Origin of the sequence: Kitasatospora sp. MY 5-36 (assembly GCF_001182915.1) — a bacterium.
Classification (GTDB): Bacteria; Actinomycetota; Actinomycetes; order Streptomycetales; family Streptomycetaceae; genus Kitasatospora.
Genome location: NZ_LFVW01000110.1, coordinates 1 through 24722, shown reverse-complemented (window position 1 = coordinate 24722; position 24722 = coordinate 1). Strand labels below are relative to the sequence as shown.

25 protein-coding genes are annotated in these 24722 nt (G+C 73.4%); 10 read left to right on the top strand and 15 right to left on the bottom strand.

Annotation, left to right across the window (positions count from 1 at the left end; all coding sequences use genetic code 11):
* The 6 genes from AE652_RS09270 to AE652_RS09245 all read right to left on the bottom strand — a co-directional run.
* A partial coding sequence (locus tag AE652_RS09270; protein ID WP_049650736.1) for an MFS transporter occupies positions 1 to 571 on the bottom strand: 571 nt, incomplete at its 3' end.
* A 104-nt stretch (positions 572 to 675) separates the two neighbouring features.
* Positions 676 to 1209, bottom strand: coding sequence for a GTP cyclohydrolase I (folE, locus tag AE652_RS09265; RefSeq protein ID WP_049650735.1), 534 nt, complete (start codon positions 1207 to 1209; stop codon positions 676 to 678).
* A gap of 104 nt (positions 1210 to 1313) precedes the next feature.
* Positions 1314 to 2396, bottom strand: coding sequence for a phosphoribosyltransferase (locus AE652_RS09260; protein WP_049650734.1), 1083 nt, complete (start codon positions 2394 to 2396; stop codon positions 1314 to 1316).
* 29 nt (positions 2397 to 2425) lie between these two features.
* The gene (locus tag AE652_RS09255) at positions 2426 to 2920 is read right to left on the bottom strand and encodes a thiamine pyrophosphate-dependent enzyme (RefSeq protein WP_199823066.1); all 495 of its coding nucleotides are present in this window, start codon (positions 2918 to 2920) and stop codon (positions 2426 to 2428) included.
* Between the two features lie 86 nt (positions 2921 to 3006).
* Positions 3007 to 3516, bottom strand: a complete 510-nt coding sequence (locus tag AE652_RS09250; protein ID WP_049650733.1) for a thiamine pyrophosphate-binding protein — start codon at positions 3514 to 3516, stop codon at positions 3007 to 3009.
* Between the two features lie 9 nt (positions 3517 to 3525).
* On the bottom strand, positions 3526 to 3831 hold the full coding sequence (locus tag AE652_RS09245; RefSeq protein WP_199823065.1) for a hypothetical protein: 306 nt from the start codon (positions 3829 to 3831) through the stop codon (positions 3526 to 3528).
* A gap of 423 nt (positions 3832 to 4254) precedes the next feature.
* Here AE652_RS09245 and AE652_RS09240 point away from each other — a divergent pair, with 423 nt between their 5' ends.
* The 7 genes from AE652_RS09240 (at position 4255) to AE652_RS09210 (ending at position 12567) form a co-directional block, all read left to right on the top strand.
* The gene (locus tag AE652_RS09240) at positions 4255 to 5511 is read left to right on the top strand and encodes a hypothetical protein (protein ID WP_049650732.1); all 1257 of its coding nucleotides are present in this window, start codon (positions 4255 to 4257) and stop codon (positions 5509 to 5511) included.
* On the top strand, positions 5508 to 6635 hold the full coding sequence (locus tag AE652_RS09235; protein ID WP_049650731.1) for a hypothetical protein: 1128 nt from the start codon (positions 5508 to 5510) through the stop codon (positions 6633 to 6635). The genes AE652_RS09240 and AE652_RS09235 overlap by 4 nt, the downstream gene beginning before the upstream one ends.
* Positions 6632 to 7477, top strand: a complete 846-nt coding sequence (locus tag AE652_RS44925; protein WP_049650730.1) for a hypothetical protein — start codon at positions 6632 to 6634, stop codon at positions 7475 to 7477. Before AE652_RS09235 ends, AE652_RS44925 begins: the two co-directional genes overlap by 4 nt.
* A 10-nt stretch (positions 7478 to 7487) precedes the next feature.
* Positions 7488 to 8588 carry a Gfo/Idh/MocA family protein gene (locus AE652_RS09225; RefSeq protein ID WP_082345530.1) on the top strand — a complete coding sequence of 367 codons (1101 nt, stop codon included), beginning with the start codon at positions 7488 to 7490 and terminating at the stop codon, positions 8586 to 8588.
* Positions 8589 to 8592: 4 nt separating this feature from the next.
* Positions 8593 to 10479, top strand: coding sequence for an amino acid adenylation domain-containing protein (locus AE652_RS09220; protein WP_199823064.1), 1887 nt, complete (start codon positions 8593 to 8595; stop codon positions 10477 to 10479).
* Positions 10480 to 10557: 78 nt separating this feature from the next.
* Positions 10558 to 11757 (top strand): cytochrome P450, encoded by a 1200-nt coding sequence (locus tag AE652_RS09215; RefSeq protein ID WP_049650728.1) that lies wholly within the window; start codon positions 10558 to 10560, stop codon positions 11755 to 11757.
* A gap of 30 nt (positions 11758 to 11787) precedes the next feature.
* Complete coding sequence (locus AE652_RS09210) at positions 11788 to 12567, top strand: hypothetical protein (protein WP_159028398.1); 780 nt, start codon at positions 11788 to 11790, stop codon at positions 12565 to 12567.
* Between the two features lie 144 nt (positions 12568 to 12711).
* Here the strand turns inward: AE652_RS09210 and AE652_RS09205 are convergent, their stop codons facing one another.
* Positions 12712 to 13542 (bottom strand): SAM-dependent methyltransferase, encoded by an 831-nt coding sequence (locus AE652_RS09205; protein WP_049650726.1) that lies wholly within the window; start codon positions 13540 to 13542, stop codon positions 12712 to 12714.
* A gap of 315 nt (positions 13543 to 13857) precedes the next feature.
* Here AE652_RS09205 and AE652_RS09200 point away from each other — a divergent pair, with 315 nt between their 5' ends.
* The 3 genes from AE652_RS09200 to AE652_RS09190 all read left to right on the top strand — a co-directional run bounded on the left by AE652_RS09200 (position 13858) and on the right by AE652_RS09190 (position 15839).
* On the top strand, positions 13858 to 14421 hold the full coding sequence (locus AE652_RS09200; RefSeq protein WP_147409059.1) for an RNA polymerase sigma factor: 564 nt from the start codon (positions 13858 to 13860) through the stop codon (positions 14419 to 14421).
* Between the two features lie 92 nt (positions 14422 to 14513).
* Positions 14514 to 15116, top strand: a complete 603-nt coding sequence (locus AE652_RS09195) for a hypothetical protein (protein WP_234348309.1) — start codon at positions 14514 to 14516, stop codon at positions 15114 to 15116.
* Positions 15117 to 15266: 150 nt separating this feature from the next.
* Positions 15267 to 15839, top strand: a complete 573-nt coding sequence (locus AE652_RS09190; RefSeq protein ID WP_049650724.1) for a MarR family winged helix-turn-helix transcriptional regulator — start codon at positions 15267 to 15269, stop codon at positions 15837 to 15839.
* Positions 15840 to 15842: 3 nt separating this feature from the next.
* Here the strand turns inward: AE652_RS09190 and AE652_RS09185 are convergent, their stop codons facing one another.
* The 8 genes from AE652_RS09185 to AE652_RS09150 form a co-directional block, all read right to left on the bottom strand.
* Positions 15843 to 16577, bottom strand: a complete 735-nt coding sequence (locus AE652_RS09185; RefSeq protein WP_049650723.1) for a gamma-glutamyl-gamma-aminobutyrate hydrolase family protein — start codon at positions 16575 to 16577, stop codon at positions 15843 to 15845.
* A complete protein-coding gene (locus AE652_RS09180) occupies positions 16574 to 18061 on the bottom strand; it encodes an aldehyde dehydrogenase (protein WP_049650722.1) in 1488 nt (495 codons plus the stop codon). Before AE652_RS09180 ends, AE652_RS09185 begins: the two co-directional genes overlap by 4 nt.
* A 153-nt stretch (positions 18062 to 18214) precedes the next feature.
* Positions 18215 to 19663: an APC family permease gene (locus AE652_RS09175; RefSeq protein WP_049650721.1), complete on the bottom strand. Its 1449-nt coding sequence runs from the start codon at positions 19661 to 19663 to the stop codon at positions 18215 to 18217.
* 141 nt (positions 19664 to 19804) lie between these two features.
* A complete protein-coding gene (locus AE652_RS09170; protein ID WP_049650720.1) occupies positions 19805 to 20422 on the bottom strand; it encodes a TetR/AcrR family transcriptional regulator in 618 nt (205 codons plus the stop codon).
* 27 nt (positions 20423 to 20449) lie between these two features.
* Positions 20450 to 21295, bottom strand: a complete 846-nt coding sequence (locus AE652_RS09165) for a fumarylacetoacetate hydrolase family protein (RefSeq protein WP_049650719.1) — start codon at positions 21293 to 21295, stop codon at positions 20450 to 20452.
* 12 nt (positions 21296 to 21307) lie between these two features.
* Positions 21308 to 22246 carry a 3,4-dihydroxyphenylacetate 2,3-dioxygenase gene (locus tag AE652_RS09160; protein ID WP_049650718.1) on the bottom strand — a complete coding sequence of 313 codons (939 nt, stop codon included), beginning with the start codon at positions 22244 to 22246 and terminating at the stop codon, positions 21308 to 21310.
* Positions 22239 to 23702, bottom strand: a complete 1464-nt coding sequence (locus AE652_RS09155; RefSeq protein ID WP_049650717.1) for an aldehyde dehydrogenase — start codon at positions 23700 to 23702, stop codon at positions 22239 to 22241. Before AE652_RS09155 ends, AE652_RS09160 begins: the two co-directional genes overlap by 8 nt.
* Before the next feature lie 53 nt (positions 23703 to 23755).
* Positions 23756 to 24562 (bottom strand): acetoacetate decarboxylase family protein, encoded by an 807-nt coding sequence (locus AE652_RS09150; RefSeq protein ID WP_049650716.1) that lies wholly within the window; start codon positions 24560 to 24562, stop codon positions 23756 to 23758.
* Between the last annotated feature and the right edge of the window lie 160 nt (positions 24563 to 24722).

Genomic DNA, 24722 nt, shown 5'->3' with positions numbered 1-24722 from the left:
TGGCGCCGACCGCGACCGCCAGCACGAGCGGGAGGAGCGCGGTCGCGCCCATCCAGCCGCGCCAGCCGATCGCGCCGCTGACCGCTCCCCCCAGGGCGGTGGCCAGGGCGAGTCCGGTGGGGACGCAGGTGCCCCACAGCGCCAGGGCCGTGGCCTGCGCCCGCCCCTCGGCCAGCCGGGTCAGCATGATCGGCCCGCCGACGAAGACCAGGAGGTAGCCGAAGCCCTGCGCGGTGCGCGCCGCCAGCAGCGGCGACCAGCTGCCCGCGAAGGCCGTCGCCGCCACGGACAGGGTGGTGAGGACGAGCCCGCCGGCCAGCGCCTTCCGGGCGTCGAGCCGGCTGATCCACCACCCGGCGGGGACGCCGAGGACGGCGCTCACCGCGGTGATGCTGGAGGTCGCCCAGGCGAACTGGCCGAGGGAGAGGTGCAGGTCCCCTCGGATCTCGGACCCGAGCGGGGAGAGCGCGCCCAGCCCGAAGGCGGCGAAGACCCCGGAGAGCCAGGTGGTCACGACGGCCGGCCACGGTGACCCGGTGCTCTCGCGGCGCGCGACACCGTTCTTGCGCATGGTTCGCTCTCCAGGGAAGTGGACGGGCTGACGGGCGGGCCGGCACCGGCCGGTCGTGTGATGAGAGGGGAGGAGGAGTCGGCACCCTCCCATCACACGACGCGTCAGTGCTGCGGGCCGTAGGCCGTCAGCAGTTCGACGTCACCGGTCACGTAGGTCGTGTCGGTGATGACGGTCTGGTCGGACGGGCCGCGGCTGCACATGCACATGTGCCGGCCGCTCGACTCCACGCGGACGGCGCGGGCCCCGCCGGAGGCCATGATCTCCTCGGCGATGTCCTTCACCAGGTGCTCCTGGATCTGGAACCGCTTGCTGAAGGCCTGGACCAGGCGCGGGAACTTGCCGAGCCCCAGGATCCGGTTCCCGGGGACGTAGGTGATGTCGACCTTGCCGTAGAAGGGCAGGAAGTGGTGGGCGCAGATCGAGTAGTAGTTGATGTCGTGCACCCGGACGACGCCCTGGTGGTCGCCCTCGACCAGGACGGTCGTCTTGAGGATCTTGGAGGTGTCGGTCTCGTAGCCGCTCAGCAGCTCCCGGTACGCGCGGACGATGCGGGGCTCGCACTCGGGTTCGGTGTACCAGTCCAGGGCCCGCTTGTCCGTGGTGACGTTGTCCCGTAGCCACTCGGCGATCGTCATGTGGTCTCCGTTCTCGGTCCGTCCGGCGGACTCCGCCGCCGGCCTCGCCGGGGCTCCGGCGAAGTCTTCTGGTGGGGTGGGAGGTTGAAGACCGTCGGCGGTGCTCAGCGCGGCGGCTCCCCGGGTGCCAGGCGCGCGTCGGCGTAGGCGTCGAGGGAGGCCGTCTCCGCGTACTCGTGGGCCCGGCGTCCCAGCGCGTGGAGTTCGGCGTGGTCGACGCCGAGGTGCCGGACGTTCTCCGGCGCCGCCCAGCCGATCCCCTCCAGCCAGTCGTCCAGGGGGCGGGCGTACCGGTCGAGTCCGGCGGTGCTCCGGCCCAGGTCGGCCAGCGAGAGTCCGGCGTCGCTCCCCCGCCGTCGCACCTCCGTCCACCAGTCCGCCCGGAACCGCCGGTGCTCGCCGGGCGTGAAGGCGCGCACGCCGCCGTCGTAGACGGCGCACTTCTCGAAGAGGCTGTCCCGGTGGCCCAGCCGGTGCAGTTCGAAGTCCGGGGTCGACCAGCGGGGGGACCGCAGGAAGTCGAAGGGCAGTTGGGGGAAGGCCTGCCCGAGCCGGGTGCGGTCGGGCAGCTCGAACAGTGCCTCCAGGGCCACGATGACGGCGCTGAACCGCTCGCCCCGGTGGGCCAGTTCGGCGAAGTAGTCCCGCAGGCGCCGCACACCCTGCCGGGATCCGACGGTCAGCACCAGGTAGCCGGCGATCTCCGCGCCGCGGCCGTGCGCCGCCTGCCGGGCGGCCCGGAGCACCTTCTCCACCGTCGCCCCGGTGCCGATGATGTCCCCGAGCACCAGCAGCTGCCGCCCGGTGAACTCCCAGCGCTCGTACGAGATGTCGAGGGGGTGGGCGGCTCCCCGGTCGGTGCCGACGAAGCTCACCGCCTCGGGGTAGCCGAAGCGGTGCGACAGCGCGCTGTCGACGCCGAAACTGAGGCCCCCGCGCAGGATGGTGACGACCGTCGTCGCCTCGGTCGCCAGGGCTCCGGCCACCGCCGGATCGGCCTCCGCCACCAGGTCGAGCGCGGTCGACACCGCGGTGCCGAGCAGCGAACGGTACCGGTGGCCCGAGACGGCCGGGTCGGTGAGGAGGGTGCGCGAGGCCGCGGTCGAGCAGACGAGGACCCTGGTCGGGGAGCCGGCGGGGTCCAGGCCGTAGCAGGCCGCGTCGTCGCTGTGCAGGAGGTACTTCACCGGATGATCCACCAACTCCACGGGTAGGGTCACGGTTTGAGCGCGGGCCGCCTCGGCGTTCGCCCGGTGCGTTCGGCCAGCACCCGCTCCACCTGGTACGAGGACTCGACGCCGTCGACCGTCTTCAGCGCGTCCGGTGCGGGTGCCGGGTTGTGCACGGAGGCGATCAGCACCGTGCCGGACAGCGGCAGCACCTCCGGCAGCTGGTGCGGCGCTTCGACGAGGACCGACTTCAGTCCGACGGCGCCGAAGAGCGCGCTCCAGTCCAGGGCCGTCCCACGACTGGGCAGCCCGCCGCCGGACTCGTACAGGTGGTTGTCGATGACGGCCAGTGTGTAGTTGCCGAGCCTCGGCAACTGGTCGCCCAGTGCGGTGAGTACGGACAGGTTCATCAGGAAACCGCCGTCGGTGTCGATGCCGACCACGGACAGCGGGGCCGCCGCCATGGCCATTCCCAGGGAGATCGCGGTGACGTCGCCCATGGTGTCGGTGAAGAGGGTGTCGGCGGGACGGAGCGCGTACATCACCTCACTCGTCCGACCGAGCGGCGCGACCGACACCGAGTCCGCGGGGAGCCTGGCGTACAGGGCTTCGAGGAATTCGGCGGTTTCTATGGCGCACCCCTCAGTTCCGCCGTCATTCCGGCGTTCGCCACGAGTGCCACGCTCCGCTGCCCGGTGTCGAGCGTGGCGTAGGCCTTGCGGAGGCTTTCCGCCAACTCCGCGCAGGAATGGACGTCCGCGGTCACCAGGGAGAGCATCGCCGTGTGCCGGTGCATCGTCTCCTCGTGCGGAATTCCCCACCAGTTCGGTTCGCCGAAGGCCCCGCGCCGGGACATCAGCAGCGCGGTGTGCAGCCGGTGGCTCATGGTCAGGCGGGCCAGGGTCTCACAGGCCCGGCGCAGCCCCGAGTTCCCCATCACGACCAGCGAACGGGCGCCGGCCAGTCGGGCGCCGGCCGCCAGGCCGACCGCCGTGGCCTCGTCGTTGACCTGTACGTACCGGATCTCACGCCGTGCCGACGCCTCCCGGCACAGCGGTGCCAGGAGCGAGTCGGGCACCGCGTAGACGATCTCCACACCCGCCTCGACGAGCGCCTCGTACGCCGCGACAGCCGACATGGGGCAGCCTCACCTGGTGGTGGCCAGCAGCTCGACGATGATGTTCGAGTAGTGGCCGTCCCCGATGTTCCGCAGCAGGTGCGGCTGTCCGGCCTCGTGGTAGACGGCGTCGCCGAGCTTGTCCTCCCCGACGTAGCCGGTGCCGTCCTTGTGCACGGTCTCCGCCCGGCCGCTCTCGGTGGCGACGTAGACGTAGTCGCAGGGTTGCTGGTGGATGATCGTCTCCTCCCCCGGGTCCAGCTCCAGGACCCACACCCTGACGCGGTCGTCGGAGTAGACGAGTTTGGTACCGACCTGCTCGATGTGCTCCTGCATGTGCGTACCCCGATCTGTCCCGTGAGCCGCCGCTGGTGGCGTGTTTCGCGTGACCGAGAATCTGCGGGTATCGAACGTCGTCAGACCACGGCCGATGCCGAGACTCTAGAGGCGCGCCCAACGGACAGCAACGGACCACCATCACCCCAACTCGTAATGAGCCAACCTGAGTTGAGCCCACCCGCGCACGGCGCGGCGCCCCGGGGGACGGATCCGCCGACCCGCCGGACCGGCGCCTGACCAGCCGTCTCCCGGCGTCCGCCGACCGGCCGGGGAAACCGGAACCCCGTCATCCGGAAGTGGCATGACATGACCGAAAGCAGCCACCGGGCTCCAGGGGGCCTTGTCCTCCCCGGCCCGGCGGGGTCTCCTGAAGCCCGTCAGAAGGTGCGCCCGCACGACTCATGAGGAGCCCTCGGTTCTATGGACGTCGAGGTCGGGGAAACGACGACGAGAACGGCGTTACCGGAAACCCGGTGGGAGACACCGGCCTACCTCTACGACCTGGCCGCCGTCAGCGACGCCCACCGCCGCCTGGTGGGCTCACTGCCCGGCCCGGCCACCCTGCTCTACTCCCTCAAGGCCAACCCGCACCCCGCCGTCCTCGGCCGGCTGGCGGCGCTCGGCTGCCACGCCGAGGTCAGCTCGCCCGGCGAACTGCGCGCCGCCCTCCAGGCCGGCTTCCCGGCCGACGAGGCGCTCTACACCGGCCCCGGCAAACGCGACGAGGACGTGGCCGGGGCCCTCGCGGCGGGCGTCCGGCAGTTCTCCGTCGACTCCCCGCACGCCCTGGACCAGCTCGACCGGCTGGGCCGCGCCGCAGGCACGCGGGTGCGCGCGCTGCTGCGGGTCAACCCGCCCGTCCCCCCGGCCGGGGCCGGTCTCGCGATGACCGGCGGCCCCTCCCAGTTCGGCGCCGACCTGGCCTGGGTGCTGGAGCGGCCCGAGCTCTTCGCGGACCGGGAGCACGCGGAACTGGCCGGCCTGCACCTCTACATGGGCAGCAACCTGACCCGGGTGGACGCGCTGCTCGCGGTGTTCCGCTACGGGCTCGACGTCGTGCGGCGGATCGAGACGGCGCTCGACCGCCGGCTCCCCGTGATCGACCTCGGCGGAGGCTTCGGCGCACCGTACGCCGTCCCCGGCGAACTGCCGCGGTTCGACGCGCTCAGGAGCCGGCTCGACGCCCTGCTCGAGGAGGGGCTCCCCGGCTGGCCGGACGGGGAGCGGCGGGTCGTCTTCGAGTCGGGCCGCTACCTGACGGCGGGCTGCGGCCGGCTGCTGACCAGGGTGCTGGACGTCAAGCGCTCGCAGGGGCGGCGCGTCGTCGTCCTGGACACCGGCGTCAACCACCTGGGCGGGATGTCGGGGCTCCGCAAGGAGGACCGGATCGAGCCGCGCTTCCAGTACGGTGACGATCCCCACGCGTCCGCCGTCCCCGACGGGACCATCGTCGCCGGCCCGCTCTGCCACCCGCTGGACGTCTGGACCAGGGACGCGCGCCTTCCGGACGTGGCCGTCGGAGACCTGCTGACGGTGCCGAACGTCGGCGCCTACGGCCTGCACGCGGGGCTGGCCCTGTTCCACTGCCACCCCATGCCGCTGGAGGTGGTGCTCGACGGGGAACGGGAGGTCGCCCGCGGCAGGTACGTCCTGGGCCGCGAGCGGAGCCCGCGGTGATCCGCGCCGTCCCCGGCCACCACCTCGTGCACCCCGACCACCACCTCGTACGCCCCGCCCCGGGCTCCGAGGTCACGACCCGCATCGAGGCCCCCGCCACGGGCGCGTTCACCATCGTCATGCGCGACGACACCTCCTACTGCGTACGGACCCTGGGCCGCGCACCGGCCGGGTGCGGCACCGTGTCGCCGGGCGGCTCGGCTCCCGCCGTCGCGGAGGCCTACCGCGCCTTCCAGCGGGACCTGAGGGACGCGCTGCGCACGGTAGTGCCACGGCCGGGCGGCCTCCGGTTCCACCTGGTCGACGCGCACCGGCTCGAACTGGCGGTCCGCCGCCGGGTCACCGGCGGGCCGCCGGTGAGCCTCGATCCGCTCCTCGACCGGGCGGTCCGGCCGCTGCGGGTGTCCCGGGGCTTCCTGCTCGGCGGCCGTCGGCAGGTCGGGCTGGTGCCGCGGCCCGGCGCCGCCCCCATCCGCGACCAGATCGCCTCGCTGCCACCGGACCCGGCCGGGCGGGGCTACACCCTCATCGAGGACGACATCGCCACCGGCGGGACCGTCGCCGCCGTCATCCGCCTGTTCCAGGACGCGGGACGGCGGGTCCGGCACGTCATCCCCGGTATCCGGCTGGGCGGTTCGGCACATTCCCCCATCCTGGGCGCCGCCGTCGACCCCGTGCTCCACTACCGGACCGCTGCCGCCGGGCCGGACGGGCCCGCCCTGGAACTGCTCGACCCGAGGAACTTCCTGCTCGGCCTCTCGGGGCTCGTCGTCCGGCTGCCGGACGGAACGTGGGGCCGCACACCGTACTGGCTCCCCTTCGTCCGGACCTCGGCCCGGCTCGGCAGCCCCGCCGGGGCCGACCGGGAGTTCGCCGTCCTCATGCTGGAGGCCAACGCGCGCTTCGTCGCCCGCGTCGACCACCTGCTGCGGCGCACCCTCCGGGTGGCCGACCTGCGACCCGACGCGCGCCGGCCGCTGTTGTCACTGGGGATGGCGGAGCCGGGCGAGCCGGTCCGGTCCGTCCTGCGCAAACTCCAGACGGGGATGGAGAGTTGGTCCGAACTGATCGCGGAGGTCGAGGAGCGGGGCACGGACGTGCCGGCCGGATCGGCCGCCCGGTGACCGGGCCCGGCCACGAGCCCTTCGCCGTGGTGCTCCTCGACGTCAACGGCACCCTGGTGCCCTCGGTCCCCAGCGGCCCTCCGGACGCCCTCGCCCTGCAGCGCTTCCGGCGACTGGTGCGGCACCTGACCTCCGCGGGCGTCGCCGTGGGCCTCTGCTCGGACTCGCCGCTCCGGCAACTGCGGGAGTTCGGCACCCGGATCGGCCTGGGCGCGGCACCCGGGTTCCCGGTGATCGCCGAGAACGGCAACGTGGTCGCGGTCGACGGGACCGTGCGCGTCACCACCCCGTTCCCGGCGCTGCGGAGCCTGCGCGCCGAGGTGGCGGAGGCGGCCGCCGCCCACGGACTGACCCGGGTCGGCGACGCGGTGGCCCCCGAGTTCGGGGGCCGGCCGCCGACCGGCCGCACCTGGGCCTTCGGGGCGAACCGCCTGGCGTCGGCCAGCGTCTTCGGGCCCCCGGACTTCATCCACGACGTACGGCACCGGCTGACCGGCTGGAGCGCCGGGAGCCGCGTCGCCGTCTCCGTCGAGCTCGGTCCGGGCGGCTCGTACGCCGGGATCCACCCCTATCCGCGCACGGAGTCCGGAAAGCGCGTGGCCCTGGCCGGACTGGCCGCGCGCGACCCGAGGAGCACCCTCCTCGTCGGGAACTCGCCCGCCGACTGGGTCCCCGGGGTGCCGGGCGTCAGGTGCGCGTTCGTGGCGGACCCCGCCGTGCCCCGGCACGTACGGGACGCGGCCTGGTACGTCTCGCCGGCGGCCGACCTGGAGGGGGTCGTCGACGTCCTGGGGCACGTGCTCCGACGACAGCCGCCGGCACCAGGACCAGCCCGTTTCTGAGGAGGCCGATATGGTACGTGTCCGTGTGGGGGTCGTGGGCTGCGGGATGATCGCGCAGCTGGTGCACCTCCCGTATCTGGCGGCGCTGCGCGACCGCTTCGACATCGTGGCGCTCTGCGACCGGTCCTACGACCTGGCCCGGTCGGTGGCCGAGCGCTTCCACGTCCCGAACGCCTACGCGGCCGTCGAGGACATGCTGGCGAAGACACCCGAACTGGACGCGGTCCTCGTCCTCACCACCGACCACCGGGAACCGGTGCTCACCGCCCTGGAGCACGGCAAGCACGTGTTCACCGAGAAGCCCCTCGGCCACACGGTCGCGGAGACCGAGGAGGTGATCGCCGCCGCCGACCGCACCGGCTCCAAGGTCATGGTGGGCTACATGAAGCGGTACGACAGCGGCGTCCGGCGGGGCCTGGAGGAGATCGCGCGGATCACCCGGCCCGTCATGGCGAGGATCCACATCGTGGTGGGCCCCGAGTACGGGAACTGGATCATCCCCGAGCTGTCCCGGATCACCCGCTCCGGCGAACCCGACGGGGCGGCGGGGCCGGACGAGCGGCGCGGCCGGGTCGCCCGGGAGTTCGGCGCCGCCTCGCCCGAAGCGCTGGAAGCGTACATGGACATGTTCGGGGTGTGGAGCCACGACGTGAACGTCTACCGGGCCGCCTTCCCCGCGCCGCCGGCCTCCATCAAGGCGCACTGCTCGCCGGACGGCACGACGCTCACCGCCTCGCTCCTGTACTCCGACGGGTTCCAGTGCGTCTTCCAGGGCTCGTCCACCTCGGTCCGCCGGTTCGAGGAGAGCCTCACCGTCTGGGGCGAGCACCGCACGGTGATGCTGGACATCTCCAACCCCTTCCTGCCCAACGCGCCGTCGACCGTACGGATCTGGCGTGACGAGGCACCGGCAGGGCCGGGCGCCGGCAGGGGGGCCGCCGTGGAGGAGACCGTCACGGGGTCCTACGAGGAGGCGTTCAAGGCCCAGCTCGCGCACTTCCACGAGTGCGTCGGCGCGCCGGGAGCACAGCCCCTCACCAACGCGCACGAGGCGCTCCTGGACACCCGGCTGATGATCGACATCGTCCGGGCAGCAACGGAACGGCCGTAGCGCCGTGAGCGGTTCCCCGCACGACCTCGACGGAGCACGGGCCGACGCCGGAGCACGGGCCGACGCCGGGACCCGGGCCGACGCCGGGGCGCGCCTCCACCGGCTGTTCGCCGAACAGGTGGCGCGCACACCGGAGGCGCCGGCCCTGCTCTGGCAGGGCCGGCGGATCTCCTACCGCCGGCTCCTCGACAGGTCCCACCAGCTCGCCCGGTTCCTGCTCGCCCGCGGGACCGGCGCGGGGGACCGCGTCGGGATCTGCGTGGAGCGGGGGCCGCACCTGATCAGCGCGCTGTTCGGCGTCCTCCGGGCCGGCGCCGCCTACGTCCCGCTCGACCCCGACTACCCCGTCGAACGGTTGCGGTACGTCCTGGAGCACAGCGGCGCCACCACCCTGCTGACGCGGAAGGGCCTCACCCCGCTCTTCGCCGACTACCGGGGCGGGATCGTCGACCTCGACGACGTCCGGACCCACCTCGACACGCTGCCCACCGAACCACCGGCCGGCTCCACTTCAGCCGACTGCGGAGCGGACCCCGCCTACGTCATCTACAGTTCCGGCTCCACCGGCAGGCCCAAAGGCGTCCTGGTCGGTCACCGCTCGCTCGCGAACCACAGCTCCGCGGTGAACCGTCACTTCCGGTTCGGGCCGGGCGACCGGGTCCTGCAGTGCCGGCCCCTCGGCTTCGACGCCGCCGCCGAGGAGATCTTCCCGCCGCTCCTGCACGGCGCCGCCCTGGTCCTCGACGGCGACCCGCTCCGGCAGACGTACCGCGCCCTCACCCGGCAGGTGATCGACACCGGGACCACCTTCCTCAGTGTCCCCACCGCCTTCTGGCACGGCTGGGTGCGCGAGGAGGACTGCCTGGTCCGGCTGGCCGAGGAGTCGTCGCTCCGTCTGCTGGTCGTGGCGGGCGAGCAGGCGTCGCGCCAGGCCCTGCTGACCTGGCGGGAACGGGTCGGCGAGCGGATCCGCTGGTGCAACGTCTACGGCCCGACCGAGGCGACCATCACCTCGACCGTCTTCGAACCGGGGGCCGACTGGAGCCCGGACCGCTTCTCCTCCGTCCCCATCGGCCACCCGGTCGCGAACGTGCGGTGCCACATCCTCGACGAGTCCCTGGCCCCCGTCCCGGCGGGCACGGTGGGCGAGCTGTACCTGGGCGGCGCGGGCCTGGCCATCGGCTACCTCGACGCGCCGGCCCTGACCGCGGAGCGCTTCGTGGCGAACCCGTTCCCCGGAGCGCCGGGAGGCCGCCTCTACCGCACCGGGGACCTGGCACGGTCGGACGCCGACGGCTGCATCGAGTTCGTCGGCCGCCGGGACCACCAGGTGAAGATCCGCGGCTACCGGGTCGAGCCGGGCGAGATCGAGGCGGTGGCCGGCGAACACCCCGCCGTCCGGGCGTGCGCCGTGGTGCTGGACGACAGCGACCCGGACAACCCGGCCCTGCGCCTTCACGCGGTCGTGAACGCTCACATGGCCCTGACGGAGCGGGAGTTGATCGGCTTCCTCCGCCGGAGACTGCCGTGGTACATGGTTCCCCCCGGCGTCCGCTTCCTCGCGGAACTGCCCCTGACACCGCACGGGAAGATCGACCGCGCCGCCCTCACCTCCCCCGCGGACACCGGCTCCGCCGACGCCGGCGCCGCGTACACCGCTCCGCGCACGCCGGTCGAGGCCGCGCTGGCGGCCATCTGGGAGGAGCTCCTCGACCGGCGCGACATCAGCGTGGACGCCGACTTCTTCCAGCTCGGCGGCCACTCCCTGCTCGCCGCCGGCCTGATCACCCGGATCCGTGCGCGGCTGAACGTCAGCCTTCCGGTCCGCGTGCTGTTCGAGTCCCCGACCATCGAGGGGCTCGCCGCGGCCGTGTCGGACGCCCTGCTCTGACCGCGCTCCGGCCGACCGTTCACACCCCACCTCCACCTCCACTTCCACTTCCACCTTCACCGACATCCGGAGCCATGGATGACCATCGACCTGTCGGATCCGCTGCTCTACCAGACCTCGGATCCGGAGCCGGTGTGGGCGCGGCTGCGCGCCGAGCAGCCGGTGTACCGGAACGAGCGGGCCAACGGCGAGTTCTTCTGGGCGGTCATGACGCACCGCCTGTGCACGGACGTGCTGACGGACCCCCGGGTGTTCAGCTCCGAGAACGGCATGCGGCTGGGCTCCGACCCGCGGGTGCTGGCCGCGGCGGCGGGCCGGATGCTCAACGTCACCGACCCTCCCCGGCACGACAGGATCCGCAAGGTCGTCAGCTCGGCGTTCACGCCCAGGACGGTCGACCGGCTCGAAGCCACCATGCGGCGGACGGCCGCGCGCGCCATCGAGGAGGCGGTGGCCGAGGGCGGCTGCGAGTTCACCCGGGTCGCACAGACGCTGCCGGTCTCGGTCATCTGCGACCTGATGGGGGTCCCGGAGGCCGACTGGGAGTTCATGGTCGACCGGACCCGCTTCGCCTGGAGCTCCACCGCGCTCGACGCGGCGGAGGAGGCCAGGAAGGTCCAGGCCCACACCGAGATCCTCTGCTACTTCCAGGAGCTGGCCGAGGAGCGGAGGAAGCAACCGCGGGACGACCTCCTGAGCGCCCTGGTGTGCGGCGAGATCGACGGGGTGCCGCTGACCGAACAGGAGGTCTTCTACAACTGCGACGCCCTGATATCCGGCGGGAACGAGACGACCCGGCACGCCACCGTGGGCGGGCTGCTGGCCCTCGCCCGCGACCCGGAGCAGTGGCGGATGCTCCGGGCGGACCCCGGCCTGATGCCCTCGGCGATCCAGGAGATCATCCGCTACACGTCCCCGGTCATGCACTCCCTCCGCACGGCCAGGGAGGACGTGGAACTCGGCGGGCGGCCCGTCCGCGCCGGCGACCACGTCGTGGCCTGGCTGCCGTCGGCCAACCGCGACGAGGAGGTCTTCGCCGACCCGGAGCGCTTCGACATCGAGCGCTCCCCCAACCGCCACCTGGGTTTCATCGTGGGCAACCACTACTGCATCGGCGCGGCGCTCGCCAGGCTCGAACTGACCGTGCTGTTCCAGGAACTCACCCGGCGGGTCCGGACGGTGGAGGTCACCGGGCCGGTCCGTCGCCTGCGCTCGAACCTCCTCTGGGGGTTCGACTCGCTCCCGGTCGCGTTCGTCCCGAGCCTCGACAACCACTAGCGGAAGCCGATCCGAGGAGGCCGGTCACCAGTGCCCCGTACCGTGCGAAGAGACGCTCTCCTCCCCGACGCCCGGCGCACGGTGGAGACGTACGAGCGGAACCACGGCACCCGCTTCACCCACCTGCTGCGGTTCGACCCCCAGGTGCTGGAGTCCCTGCACGCCCCGGGCGAACTGCCGGACAGCGTACGGGTCGCCTCCGACCAGCACCCCGGCGTGGTCGAGCGGATGGCGGTGGTGACGGCGGTCGCCAACCTTCCCGAGCAGCAGGCGGCGCACCGCCGCCGCTACCTCCGCGCCCTGCTCGACATCTACGGCATGCTGCCCGTCCGGGTGGCGGACGCCGCGTCCGTGCCGGGGGCGGTCGTCGTCGCACCGGAACGCGAGGGGCGGATCCTGGCCGAACTGCTCGGCGTGCTGCCCCGCCACCAGGGCTGGACGCCGCAGGCCAAGCGCATGCCCGCGGCCGGCGGCCTGCTCGTCGGCGTCGACCACCGGCTTCCCGCCCGGAGCGACCGGCTGGTGGTCGTCGACGGCGTCGTGGCCAGCGGAGTGACCCTCATGGCGGTGATGCACCTGACGGCCCGGCCGGGCGCCGCCGTCGACGTCTTCACCTGCCACGCGACCGCCGAGGGGGCGCTCGCGCTGGCCCGGTACGCGGAGCGGCGGGAGGTCTCGTTGACGCTCCACGTCGGCCACCTGTCGGGCGTCCTCGACGAGAGGTTCTACTCGGTGGACCCGGAGGACCGGGCGACCCTCCTCCTGGGCGACATCGGCGACACCATCAGCCCGGTCGCCCCGGGGACGTAGGGACACCGGAGCGGTACGGCGGCGGCCGGGCCGCCGCCGTACCGCTCCTCCCCGACGGGCGGTCGCGCGGCGAGCGGGGTCGATTCGTCGTGACGGGCTTTCACATCGCGGGCGGCGGACTGCCAGACTGGTGCCGGGGGCCGGTCAGGGGCGGATGGCCACGGCGGCGAGGCAGGACGCCTCGGCGTCACTGACGTGCGGGGCGTCCGGTTCGGGGCGCCAGCGGGGGGTGGAGGTGATGCCGGGGGCGAGGATGTCCCAGCCGGTGAAGAACCGGGCGAACTCGTCGGCGGCCCGGGCGCGGACCGGGTTGCCGTTGTCGCGGTAGACCTGCTCGATGCGGGCCGCGTCCTGGGGGGCGTAGTCGGGGGTGAAGTGGCTGATCACCAGGGCGGAACCGCGGGTCGGCAGCGCGTTCCCGAGCGTTTCGGCGATCTCGTGGGCGCCCTCGGGGACGAAGTGGAGCAGGGCGACGAGGCTCAGGGCGATCGGCCGGGTGAAGTCGAGGACGCCGGTCGCGCTGACCGCGTCCAGGAGGGCGTCGGGGTCCCGGACGTCGGCCTGGACGTAGGCGGTCCGCCCTTCGGGGCTGCTGCGCAGGAGCGCCTGGGCGTGGGTGAGGACGATGGGGTCGTTGTCCGCGTAGACGATCCTGGCCCGCGGTTCGATGCCCTGGGCGATCTCGTGGAGGTTGGGCGAGGTCGGGATGCCGGTGCCGATGTCGAGGAACTGGGTCACGCCGCCGCGGGCGAGCGCGCGGGTGGCGCGGTGCATGAACGTCCGGTTGGCGCGGGCCGCCGACCGGGCCTGGGGGAAGACCGCGAGGGCGTGCCCGGCGGCCTCCCGGTCGGCGGGGAAGTTGGTCGTGCCGTCGAGGAAGTAGTCGTAGATCCGCGCCGAGTGCGGGCGGTGGATGGCGAGGTTGACCTCGGCGCCCGGCGGAGTGGCGATGTCGTCGTGCTGCTCTGCTGCCATGGTGCGTTGTCCCCCTGCGTCGGCGTCATGTCGTGCCCGCAGGCCGGCGCGCCACAACCCGTGGCGCAGCGTGGCGAACCCTTGCGCGGGCCATCGTTCAGCTCAACGTGACGATATCTGATCGCATGTGACTGATCACCATCTGACAAGTCATCACATGCCAGTTCATACAAACCTTTTTGGGATCCCCTTCACATCAGGCTTTTCAGGACGATTGGATGTCCGTACGGAGGACGGCCGTTCTCCACCTGACTCCACCGTTCCCGACCCCCGGGTCGGCCGAACGTCGTCCGCACGGGCGACGAGGAGGATCATTTGACCAGCGACGACGAGTGGGCAGCCGTGCGCCCCACTCATCGGCTGTCCTACCAGGCTTTCTGCGACAGCCGCGAAGAGACCTGGCGCGGAGTCGCCTGGGCCCGGTTGCACGACCAGGAACTCGTCGACCAGGCGGTCCGCAGCACCCGCCGGGAACTGGGGCAGGACTGGCTCGGCGCGCTGAGCCAGCCCGACATCGAGGCCCACGCCTGGATGATCGCCAAGCGGTGCATCGCCGACCGGGAGATGAGCGCCGGCCAGGCCCCGCCCAGCGCGGTCGTCCCGGACTGGATCGTCGCCATCCGAGGCGCCCAAGCCCTGGCCCGCGTCAGCCTGGAGAACCTCGACAACGACTACGAGGAGCTCTACAAGGCGATCCTGCGGCTGCCGGAGCGCCAGTACGACATGATCGTGCTCCGCTACATGCTGGACATCGACTACCCGACGATCGCCACCTACCTCGGCATCACCGAGACCAACGCCCGCACCACCACCAGCCACGGCCTGGCCAAGCTCCGCCGCCTCCTCGGCACCGACACCACCATGGGGGACATGCAGTGACACGGGGACACGACCGCCGGGCAGCCACCCCCCGGAACCGGTACGACGGGAACGGCGACGGACCCGACGGACCGGTCGAGCTGCCCGACGGCGTGTCCGGTCCCGACCTGCGCCGACTCGTCCGCGCCCGCGCCCCCCTGGGCGCCGAGCACCTCCAGGCCCGCCACGAACTCGACCTCGCCGCGACCCTGATCATCGCCCAGCCCGAGGCCGCCGACTCCCTGGAGGCCCTCACCAACAACCGGCGCCGCATCCACCCCGGCGGCGCGCTCGTCCTGGCCGCACTGCTCCACCTCGCCGGACACGACGACGGCTGCCAGTTCTGGCTGCAGTTCGCCGCCGGCGGCGGCAGCACGACCGCCGCCAGCTGCCTCTCCTTCCTGCACGCCGCCCGCGGCGAGTTCCGCGACGCCGACTACTGGCGCAACCAGGCCGACCAGCTCGCCGCCGAAGCCCGTAACCCGGCCGCGCCGCCCGCGCCCTGGCCCGGCCGGCCGCTCCCCCCCGCCGTGTGGGCCGACACCCTCGCCGCCTGCCACGACGGCCTGACCCTGCGCCTGCCACCGCGCGTGGCCGCCGTCGTCCACCAGCTGCCCGTCGCCACCGACGACGAGGACCACGGCGAGATCCCCCAGCCCTCCCCCACCCTCGTGGACGACCTCGCCCACGCCTCCGCCCCCGCCGCTCGCGCCTGACCCCCGCCCCGCCGCCCCGCCCGGGCGGTCGCGCCGCGGGTGGGCGGATCCGGCCATCTAAGATGCCTGAGTCACTGGTACGGGCCCAAACCTCCGTGCCGGCGGCGCAGGCCATGTCCGAAGCGGTGACGGCGAGACGAGGGAGCACCGGTGCCCAGCCAGCGGTCCATCAACGAGGCGGAGCGGCTCGTCCAGGCGAAGCTCGGCGGCATTCCGATCCGCCGGGAGCGGATGGCCGCGGTGGCCAACATCTACCGGGCCGCCTCCGCCGTCCGGCAGCACCTGGAGAACTCCGTGCTGCGCGGCTCGGACCTGACCTGGACCGCCTTCGTGGTGCTGTGGGTGGTGTGGGTCTGGGGCGAGTCCGAGACCCGGCACGTCGCCGAGGAGGCGGGGATCTCCAAGGGGACGCTGACCGGGGTGTCCCGCACGCTGGAGTCGCGCGGGCTGCTGCGGCGCACCGACCACCCCACCGACGGACGGCTGGTGCTGCTCGCGCTCACCGAGGAGGGCGAGGAGTTCATGCGCGAGGTGTTCCCCGCGTTCAACGAGGAGGAGTCCTTCGTCACCGGCCGGCTGAGCGACGCGGAGTGCGTCGGCCTCGCCGACGGGCTGCGGCGCGTGGTGCTCCAGGTCGAGGAGTCGGGCGAGGAGCGGCGCCGCGCGCTGCTGAACGGCGAGGAGCCCGCCCCGCGCCGCAGCGGCCGGCGCGCCCGCCGGTAGGACTCAGTCGGCGGCCCGCACCAGGGCGTCGAAGAGGCGCTGCTGGGCCGGGTCCTCGTGGGCGGTGTCCTCGGGGTGCCACTGCACGGCGGCGAACCAGCCCTCGTAGTCGGGGAGTTCGACGGCCTCGACGGTCCCGTCGGCGGCCCGGGCGGTGACGGCCAGGCCCTCCCCGAGGCGGTCCACGCGCTGGTGGTGGTAGCAGGACACCCGGACCTCCCCGGCGCCGGTGATCCGGGCCAGCGCGGAGCCGGGCGCGAGCGGGACGGGGTGCCGCAGGTGGCGGTGGTCCCGTCCGGGGCCGCCCATGTCCTGGTGCAGGGTGCCGCCCAGCACCGTGTTGACCACCTGGAGTCCGCGGCAGACGGCCAGCAGCGGCAGTCCGCTCGCGAGGGCCCGCCGGGCGAGTTCCAGGTCGAACGCGTCCTGCTCCTCGTCCACGTCGTAGACGGCCTCGTGGGCGTCGGGCGCGCCGTAGCGGTGGGGTGCCAGGTCGCCGCCGCCGGGGAGCAGCAGCGCGTCGAAGCGGGAGAGCCGGGCGGCGACCTCCTCGGGGTCGGCGGCGCCGCCGGGCGCGTGCGGGTGCAGGGTGGCGGGCTCGCCGCCGGCCCGCCAGACGGCCTCGACCAGCGCGCGGGCGTTGACCTCCGCGGCGTACCGCAGCGCGGAGGTGGTGGCGGCGAAGCGGGCGGGGACCGCGATCAGCGGGCGGCGGGCCGTGGGCGGGCGACGGGTCACAACTGGATCCAGGTGGTCTTGAGTTCGGTGTACTTCTCCAGCGCGTGGGCGGACTTGTCGCGTCCGTTGCCGGACTGCTTCATGCCGCCGAAGGGCACGGTGAGGTCGCCCTCCTCGTAGCAGTTGACCCAGACCGTACCGGCCCTGAGGGCGCGGGAGACCCGGTGGGCGGTGGACAGGTCGGAGGTCCACAGGCCGGCCGCGAGGCCGTACTCGGTGGCGTTGGCGAGGGCGACGGCCTCGTCGAGGTCGTCGAAGGCGAGGACGGAGAGCACCGGGCCGAAGACCTCCTCGCGGGCCAGCCTGCTGTCGGGGGCGACCCGGTCGAAGACGGTCGGTTCGAGGTAGGAGCCGCCGGTGCCGGTCAGGGTGCGCCCGCCGCCCGCGCGCAGGCGGGCGCCGTCGTCGAGGGCGGTGCGGACGTGGCCGAGCACCCGGTCGAGGTGGTGCTCGCCGACCAGGGCGCCCATCTCGGTGGCCGGGTCGAGGGGGTCGCCCACCCGCAGGGCGCGGGCGCGCGCCACGACGGCCTCGGTGACCTGCTCGGCGACGGAGCGGTGGACCAGCAGCCGGGAGGGCGCGGTGCACATCTCGCCCTGGTTGAAGAAGATGCCCCAGGCGGCGGTGGCCGCGGCCCGCTCCAGGTCGGGGGCGTCGGGCAGGAGGATGTTGGGCGACTTGCCGCCCAGCTCCAGCCAGACCCGCTTGAGGTTGGAGTCGGCGGAGTAGCGCAGGAAGTGGCGGCCGACGGCGGTGGAGCCGGTGAAGGCGAGGACGTCCACGTCGGGGTGGAGGCCGAGGGCGCGGCCGGCCACCGGTCCGTCGCCGGCCACGACGTTGAGCACGCCCGGCGGCAGCCCGGCCGCGAGGCCGATCCGTCCGAGCAGCAGGGCGGACAGCGGGGAGTGCTCCGAGGGCTTGAGGACGACCGTGCAGCCGGCGGCCAGGGCCGGGGCGATCTTCCAGCCGGCCAGGGTGAGCGGGAAGTTCCACGGGACGACCGCGCCGACGACCCCGGCGGGCTCCCGGGTGACGAGGGCGAGGGCGTCGGGCGCGGTGTGCGGGGACTCGTCGGTGAGCTTGTCGGCGAGCCCGCCGTACCAGCGGAAGGTGGTGATGACGGCCCGCAGTTCGATGTCGTGGGCGTCGGTGACCGGTTTGCCCATCTCCAGGCTGATGGTGAGCGCCAGTTCGGTCCGCCGCTCCTCCAGGAGGTCGGCGAACCGCAGCAGGATCCGTCCGCGGTCGGCCGGGGAGAGCCGCGGCCAGGGGCCGTGGTCGAAGGCGCGGCGGGCGGCGGCGACGGCCGCGTCGACCTCGGCCGGGCCGGCGTCGGCGGCCTCGGCCAGCACCCGGCCGTCGCGGGGCGACACCACGGGGAACGCGCCGTCGCCGGGTTCGTCGGCGCCGTCGATCAGGTGCGTGACGGCCGGTTCCAGCGCCTCGGCCCGGCGCAGCCAGTCGTCGTGGGTGGCGAGGGTCATCGGGTCCTCCGGAGCACGTGGGTGCGGGGTGGGTGGCGCGCGCCCTGCCTGCGGGCGCGCGCCGGGGAAAGCGTCAGCCGGGCAAAGCGCCAGCCGGGGAGAGCATCAGCCGGGGAGAGCATCGACCGGGCAATGCGTCGACCGGGGGGCGCGTCAGCCGGTGCGTCGGCGCCGGATGCGCTGGTTGGCCACGCCGAGCGCCATGACGACCGGCACGGACAGGACGAGCCACAGCGCGGTGCCCGCCTCGCCCCCGATCAGGGTGGTGAAGTTGGCCAGGATGAGCCAGATGGCACCGGCGATGCCGAGCGCGCCCAGCACGGGGGCGATCACGGTGTTCCACAGCCTGGTGTCGACCCGTCGGCGGCGGAAGTACACCACGACGGACACCGAGGTGAGCAGGTAGAGCAGCATCATCGCCAGGACGGCGAGTCCGCTGAACCAGGAGAAGAGGGTGAGCACCGGGTCCTTGCCGGCCAGCGCGAAGGGCACGACCAGGAGGACGGCGATGGCGGTCTGCACCCGGCCCGCGACCGCCGGGGCGTGCCGCCTGTTCAGCCGGCACAGCGGTGCGGGCAGCTGCCGGTCCCGGCCGAGGCAGAACAGGTATCGGCTGGCGGAGTTGTGGAAGGTCAGGACGCCGGCGAACAGCGAGGTGGCGAGCAGGACCGGCAGGACGCCGCCGATCCAGCCGCCGAACAGGTCGGCCACGGGGGCGAAGACGAACCCGGCGGAGTCCCCGGCGGCCACCGCCTTGGCGGCCGCCGCGGGGGCCTTGGCGGCGCCGTACGCGGAGATCAGCATCCACGAGGTGAGGGCGAAGAAGACGGTGACCACGGTCACCGAGAGGTAGGTCGCCCTCGGTACGGTCTTCTTGGGCTCCTTCGCCTCCTCGCCGTAGATGGCGGTGGCCTCGAAGCCGAACATCGAGGCCAGGGCGAACATCACGGCGACGCCCGGCGCGCCCTGGAGGGCGGCCGACGGGGAGAAGCTCTCGGCCACCCCGAGCCCTTCCGGCCCGCCGCCCTTGACCAGGGTGACCACGCCGAAGACCAGCAGGATGCTGAACTCGGCGAGGACGAACGCGGCCAGCACCCGGGCGCCCATCTCGATGCCCAGGGCGCCGAGGGCCTGCACCACGGCCATGGTGACCAGGGTGTAGACCCACCACGGGAGGTGGAGCGGGGTGTGGTCGGAGACCAGCCCGCTGACGATCGAGCCGTACAGGCCGTACATCGCCGCCTGGATGACGCAGTAGGCGAACAGGGCGACGCTCGCGCTGCCCGCGCCGGCGGCCCGGCCGAGGCCGGTGCCGATGTACGTGTAGAAGGCTCCGGCGTCCACGACGTGCCGGCCCATGGCGATGAACCCGACGGAGAAGAGCAGGATCACCGCCCCGGCCACCACGTAGGCCGCGGGGGTGCCGGAGCCGTTGCCGAGGGCGACCGAGATCGGGGCGGCGCCGGCGATGCCCGTCAGCGGGGCCTGGCCGGAGAGGACGAAGAAGAGGATGCCCAGGACACCCAGGGCGTTGGGTTTGAGCGTGGCCGCGGTGGGGGCGTCCCGCTCGGTCCGTTCGGAGGACGTCGTCCGACTGTCCACACGGATCACCTGCCAGGTCGAAGTGGGGGAAGGTCCGGAGAAGGTCGTTTCAGGTCAAACGAGTTGCCTCATCGTGGGGCGGCGCCATGCGTTTGACAAGGGGTCGGGAAGCAGGAAAAAAGGGGGTGGGGCGACGCGGCGTCAGCGCCCGTCGGGCTCCTCGGCCAGCCCGGCCAGCAGGCCCCTGAGCTCCGCCAGCGCCTCCTCGGTGGCCTCCCGCTCACCGAAGACCAGCTGGTGCAGCACCAGGCCCTCCAGCGCGGCGAAGACCAGCCGGGACATGCCGCGGCTCACCGGGCCGGGCAGGATCCGGCCCAACTCGCTCCGGCTGGCCTCGAAGTACTCCTCGTAGAGGCCGCGCAGGTGCGGCAGCAGCTCCGGCCGGCGGCGGGCCTCCAGCAGCAGCTCGTACTGGAAGGCCTGCACCTCGGGACCGGACTCGACCATCTCCACGAGACCGGTGGCGAAGTCGGCCGCGGGGCCGGTGCCGACGCCGAGCGCGCTGACGCTCAGCGAGGAGCGGATGGCGTGGGTCAGCGCCTCCTCGATCAGCGCGTCCCGCGTACCGAAGTAGTGCACGACGAGCCCGTGGGTGACACCGGCCTCCTGGGCGACGGCCCGGTAGGTGAGCTTGCGCAGGCCGCCCCGGGCCACCACGCGCACGGCGGCGTCCAGCAGGGCCGTCCGTCCCGTCCCGTAGTTCGTCACGCGCTTGCGGGGGCCGCGCTCGACGGTGGTGGGCTTGACGGGATCGGTCATGTGATCGACCCTACCGGCGCGCACCGGTCAGCGCTTCGGCGGCCGGATGCCGCGGAACTCCCAGTCCCCGCCCAGGGCGGTGGACAGCACCTCCTCCGACTCGGTGGGCTGCGCCCCCACGTCGGTGCGCACCGGGGTCGGCCCGGCGACGATGCGGTTGGCGAGCCGGCCGAGGCCCTCCACCTCCACCTCGACGAGGTCCCCGGGCGCCACCGGCCGGGAGTTGGCCGGGGTGCCGGACAGCAGCACGTCGCCGGGGTACAGGGTGATGGTGCGGGCGATGTCGGCGACGAGGTAGTGCATGTCCCAGGTCATCTCGTCGGTGGAGCCGTCCTGGACGACCTCGCCGTTGACGTAGGTCCGCAGCCGCTTGCCGTGGAAGTCCCAGTCGGTGACCAGCCCGGGGCCGAGCGGGCACAGGGTGTCGGAGCCCTTGACCCGGAGCATGGAGCCGGCGTCGGTGTCCCGGAAGTCGTGCAGGCCGTAGTCGTTGGCCACCGTGTACCCGGCGATGTACTCCCCCGCCTCGGCCGGGGAGACGTTGCGCGCGGTGCGGCCGATCACGATGGCGACCTCGCCCTCGTAGTTGAGCCACTTGCAGCCCTCGGGGCGGACGACCGCGCCCCGGTGGGAGTTGAGCGCCGAGGTCGGCTTGTGGAAGTAGGTGGGGCTGTCGGGCAGGCCGATCCGGAACTCCTCCACCCGGCTGCGGTGGTTGAGGTGGACGGCGATCACCTTGGAGGGGACGACGGGCGGCAGGTGGTGGGCGTCCTCGGCCGCGACGCGCCGGCCGTCGCCGGCCACCAGGTCGTCGCCCTCGCACACGGTCTGGACGGCGGCGCCGTCGAGCAGGATGCGGCGGTACTCGGGCATGGCGGGGCCTTTCTAGCGGAGGCTGTGGGGGTTGCGCGGGCCGGCCGAGGCGGCGGACGGGCCGGTGCCAGTCCAGCCGCCCTGCGGGCGGTCGAACCAGAGGTGGGCCTGGCCGGTGCCGATCGCGTTCTCGTACTCCCCGTACTGGCGCGCCGTCGCGGTGCAGGCCCGCTCGCCGAGGGCGCCGGCCATCATCAGGTAGTGGGAGAACCCGGCCTCGGGCCGGTGGCGCCGGAACTCGTCCATGGTGTCGAGGACCCGGTCGTGGCGGCCCTCCTTGAACCAGGCGATCCGCTCCCGGTCGGCCGCCCGGGCCTCGGGGGTGAAGATGTGCGCCGGGTCGCCGGACTCGTGGTCGCGCAGCTCGCGCAGCGGCCAGAAGGTGTGGGACAGGGCCCCGGAGGCGATCAGCAGCACCCGCCGCCCCGGGGTGGCGGCGATGCCGTCGGCCAGGGCGCGGCCCAGCCGCAGGTGGTCCTCGGCGTCGCCGGTCTGGCAGACGCCGATGGTCACCCAGCGCTTGTCCGGCAGGCCCTCGCCGAGGAACTTCCACAGGTTGACGGTGGCGTAGTAGATCGGCAGGTACGCGTCGTCGACCGGGGTGATCCAGGTGCCGTGCCGGTCGGCGAACGAGGCGATGGCGTGGGCGAGTTCGGGGTCCCCGGGGAAGTCGTACGGCATCCGGCACATGCCGCGCGGCAGCTCCTCGGAGGTGAACAGCCCGGCCCGGCGCTGCTGGGCGGTGACCACGAACTCGACGGTGGTCGCCCAGTGGGAGTCCAGGACGACGACGGTGTCGTAGTCCGCGCGCTCGAAGACCTCCTCGCGCAGCTGCCGCAGGCCGGTGACGAGGGTGATCTCCCGGCCGTCGTTCAACCGGCGCCTGGTCTCCTCGGGCAGCACGATGGTGGGCACGTGGGCCAGCAGGCCGGCCCCGACGATCTCACCCATGGCTGGTCCACCCCTTCGGCGAGGTGACGGTGTTCTTGACGTCGCAGTAGAAGTCGAAGCTCCAGGTGCCGCCCTCGCGGCCGACGCCCGAGTGGCGGGAGCCGCCGAACGGGGCCTGGAGGTCCCGGACGAAGAAGCAGTTGACCCAGACGGTGCCCGCCACCAGCCGCGCGGTGACGCGGCGGGCGCGCTCCGGGTCGCCGGTGGCCACGGTGGCCGCCAGGCCGAAGCGGGTGTCGTTGGCCAGCCGGACGGCCTCCTCCTCGGTGCCGAAGGTCTGGAGGGTCAGGACGGGGCCGAAGACCTCCTCCTGGACGATCTCCGCGTCCTGGGCGACGTCGGTGAGCAGGGTCGGCGCGTAGTACCGGCCGTCCCGGGGATGACCGCCGATCACGGTGCGGGCGCCGGCCGCGACGGCCCGCCGGACGAAGCCGTCGATCTTCTCCAGCTGGCGGGGGTGGACGGTGGGGCCGATGTCGGTCGCCTCGTCCCGCGGGTCGCCCTGCACGAGGCGTGCGGCCCGCTCGACGAAGCGCCGGGTGAACTCCTCGGCGACCGTCTCCTCGACGAGGAGGCGGGTGGCGGCCAGGCAGACCTGGCCGGCGTTGTCGTACTGCTCCACCGCGAGGTCGACGGCGAGGTCCAGGTCGGCGTCGGCGAAGACCAGCAGCGGGGACTTGCCGCCCAGTTCGAGGCTGAGCGGGGTGAGGTTGGCGGCGGCCGACGCGGCGATCCGCCGGGCGGTCGGCACGGACCCGGTGAAGCTGATCCGGCGCACGTCCGGGTGCGAGGTGAGGGCGTCGCCGATCTCGGAGCCGTACCCCTGCACCACGTTGAGCACGCCGGCCGGCAGCCCCGCCTCGGCGGTGATCGCGGCGAGCAGCGAGGCCGTCAGCGGCGACCACTCGGCGGGCTTGAGGACGACCGTGTTCCCGGCCGCCAGGGCCGGGGCGACCTTCCAGGTGGCCAGCATCAGCGGGGCGTTCCACGGGGTGATCAGCACGCAGGGGCCGGCCGGGTCCCAGCTGACGTGGTTGGTGTGGCCGCGGGTGTCGAAGTCCTCGTGGCCGAGCCGCAGCAGCCAGTCGGCGAAGAAGCGGAAGTTGTGCGCGACCCGGGGCATGACGCCGCGGCGGTGCGAGCGCAGCAGGGCGCCGTTGTCGGCCGTCTCCACGACGGCCAGCTCCTCCAGCCGGCGCTCCACGCCGTCGGCGACGGCGTGCAGGAGGCGGGCCCGCTCCTCGCGCGGGGTGGCCGCCCAGGCGGGGAAGGCGGCCTTGGCGGCGGCGACCGCGGCGGCGGCCTCCGTCGCGGTGCCCCGGGCGATCTCGCCGAGGACGGCGCCGTCGACGGGCGAGACGTCGGTGAAGGTGCCGGCGGAGGCGACGCGTTCGCCGCCGATCCAGTGCCGGGTGTCGACGGCGACCCCGGCGACGGTGGTGGTGTGTTCGCTCATGTCCTGCGCTTCCTCGTGTCTCCGGGATCCTCGTGGGCGGTGCGGCGGCGGGGTCACTCGGCACCGGAGGTGCCGGACTCCAGCAGCCGGCCGCCGTCCCACACCACGCCGACCTGCCGGTAGTAGGCGGCGATCGGCTCGCGGACCTCCAGCCGGGCCAGTTCCTCGGTGGGCGCCTCGAACAGCTCCAGTTCGGCGTCGCCCACCCAGGGCTGTCCGGCCTCGAAGGAGGCGGCACCGGACTCGACCAGCTCGTCCAGGGCGAGGCCCTTGCCCTTCTCGATGGAGGGCAGCCAGCGGTGGTGGAGCATCGGGTGGCCGTTGACGAAGCCGTTGCTCTCCGACGGCTCGCGCAGCGTGACGACGGCCTGGGCCAGGCGCCGGTCCGCGGCGGCGAGGGTCGCGCCGAACCGGGCGCCGGCCTCGATCCGCGGGGCGGGCCCGTACGGGTGCGGCCGGGTCTGGTGGATGGAGCCGAGCTTCTTCGGGTAGCCCTGGTGCAGCCCCCGGGCGATCGCGAAGTCCTTGTCGACCCAGATGTGCGCGCAGCGGCTGTACGTCCGGCCCCGGTACGCGCAGCGGACGACGGCGAACGCCTCCTTGTACTGGGCGCGCACCGGGTCGAGCAGCTCCCGTCCGGAGTCGGAGCAGGACTGCCAGTCGGCCCAGATCAGCGCGACGGCGCCCGGGTCCTCGTCGGCGAGTTCCAGCGGCTCGGGCAGCAGTTCGCGCACCCGGGCCGGGTCGGTGCGGTACTCGACGGTGAGCAGGTCGCCGGAGTAGCGCCACGGCGGCGGGGGGATCAGCGACGAGTCGCCGGTCGCCGTCTTGGGGTGGAAGTATCCACGGACACTGGCCACTTGGGGTTCCTTACGCGGTGGGAGCGGGGTGGGGGAGGGCGGGCTGCTCTACAGCTGGCTGCGCTACGGCCGGCTGCTCGACGGCCGGCTGCCGCAGCAGCTCGGCGCGGTAGCGGGCGGCGGCGGCCGCGGCGCCCCGCCCGCCGAGGGCGACGACGCC

Bases quoted from the DNA above. Each gene is read 5' to 3' on its own strand.
- folE (WP_049650735.1), bottom strand. From the start codon at position 1,209: ATGACGATCGCCGAGTGGCTACGGGACAACGTCACCACGGACAAGCGG.
- AE652_RS09255 (WP_199823066.1), bottom strand. From the start codon at position 2,920: ATGTACGCGCTCCGTCCCGCCGACACCCTCTTCACCGACACCATGGGC.
- AE652_RS09250 (WP_049650733.1), bottom strand. From the start codon at position 3,516: ATGTCGGCTGTCGCGGCGTACGAGGCGCTCGTCGAGGCGGGTGTGGAG.
- AE652_RS09245 (WP_199823065.1), bottom strand. From the start codon at position 3,831: ATGCAGGAGCACATCGAGCAGGTCGGTACCAAACTCGTCTACTCCGAC.
- AE652_RS09240 (WP_049650732.1), top strand. From the start codon at position 4,255: ATGGACGTCGAGGTCGGGGAAACGACGACGAGAACGGCGTTACCGGAA.
- AE652_RS09225 (WP_082345530.1), top strand. From the start codon at position 7,488: ATGGTACGTGTCCGTGTGGGGGTCGTGGGCTGCGGGATGATCGCGCAG.
- AE652_RS09215 (WP_049650728.1), top strand. From the start codon at position 10,558: ATGACCATCGACCTGTCGGATCCGCTGCTCTACCAGACCTCGGATCCG.
- AE652_RS09205 (WP_049650726.1), bottom strand. From the start codon at position 13,542: ATGGCAGCAGAGCAGCACGACGACATCGCCACTCCGCCGGGCGCCGAG.
- AE652_RS09180 (WP_049650722.1), bottom strand. From the start codon at position 18,061: ATGACCCTCGCCACCCACGACGACTGGCTGCGCCGGGCCGAGGCGCTG.
- AE652_RS09170 (WP_049650720.1), bottom strand. From the start codon at position 20,422: ATGACCGATCCCGTCAAGCCCACCACCGTCGAGCGCGGCCCCCGCAAG.
- AE652_RS09165 (WP_049650719.1), bottom strand. From the start codon at position 21,295: ATGCCCGAGTACCGCCGCATCCTGCTCGACGGCGCCGCCGTCCAGACC.
- AE652_RS09160 (WP_049650718.1), bottom strand. From the start codon at position 22,246: ATGGGTGAGATCGTCGGGGCCGGCCTGCTGGCCCACGTGCCCACCATC.
- AE652_RS09155 (WP_049650717.1), bottom strand. From the start codon at position 23,702: ATGAGCGAACACACCACCACCGTCGCCGGGGTCGCCGTCGACACCCGG.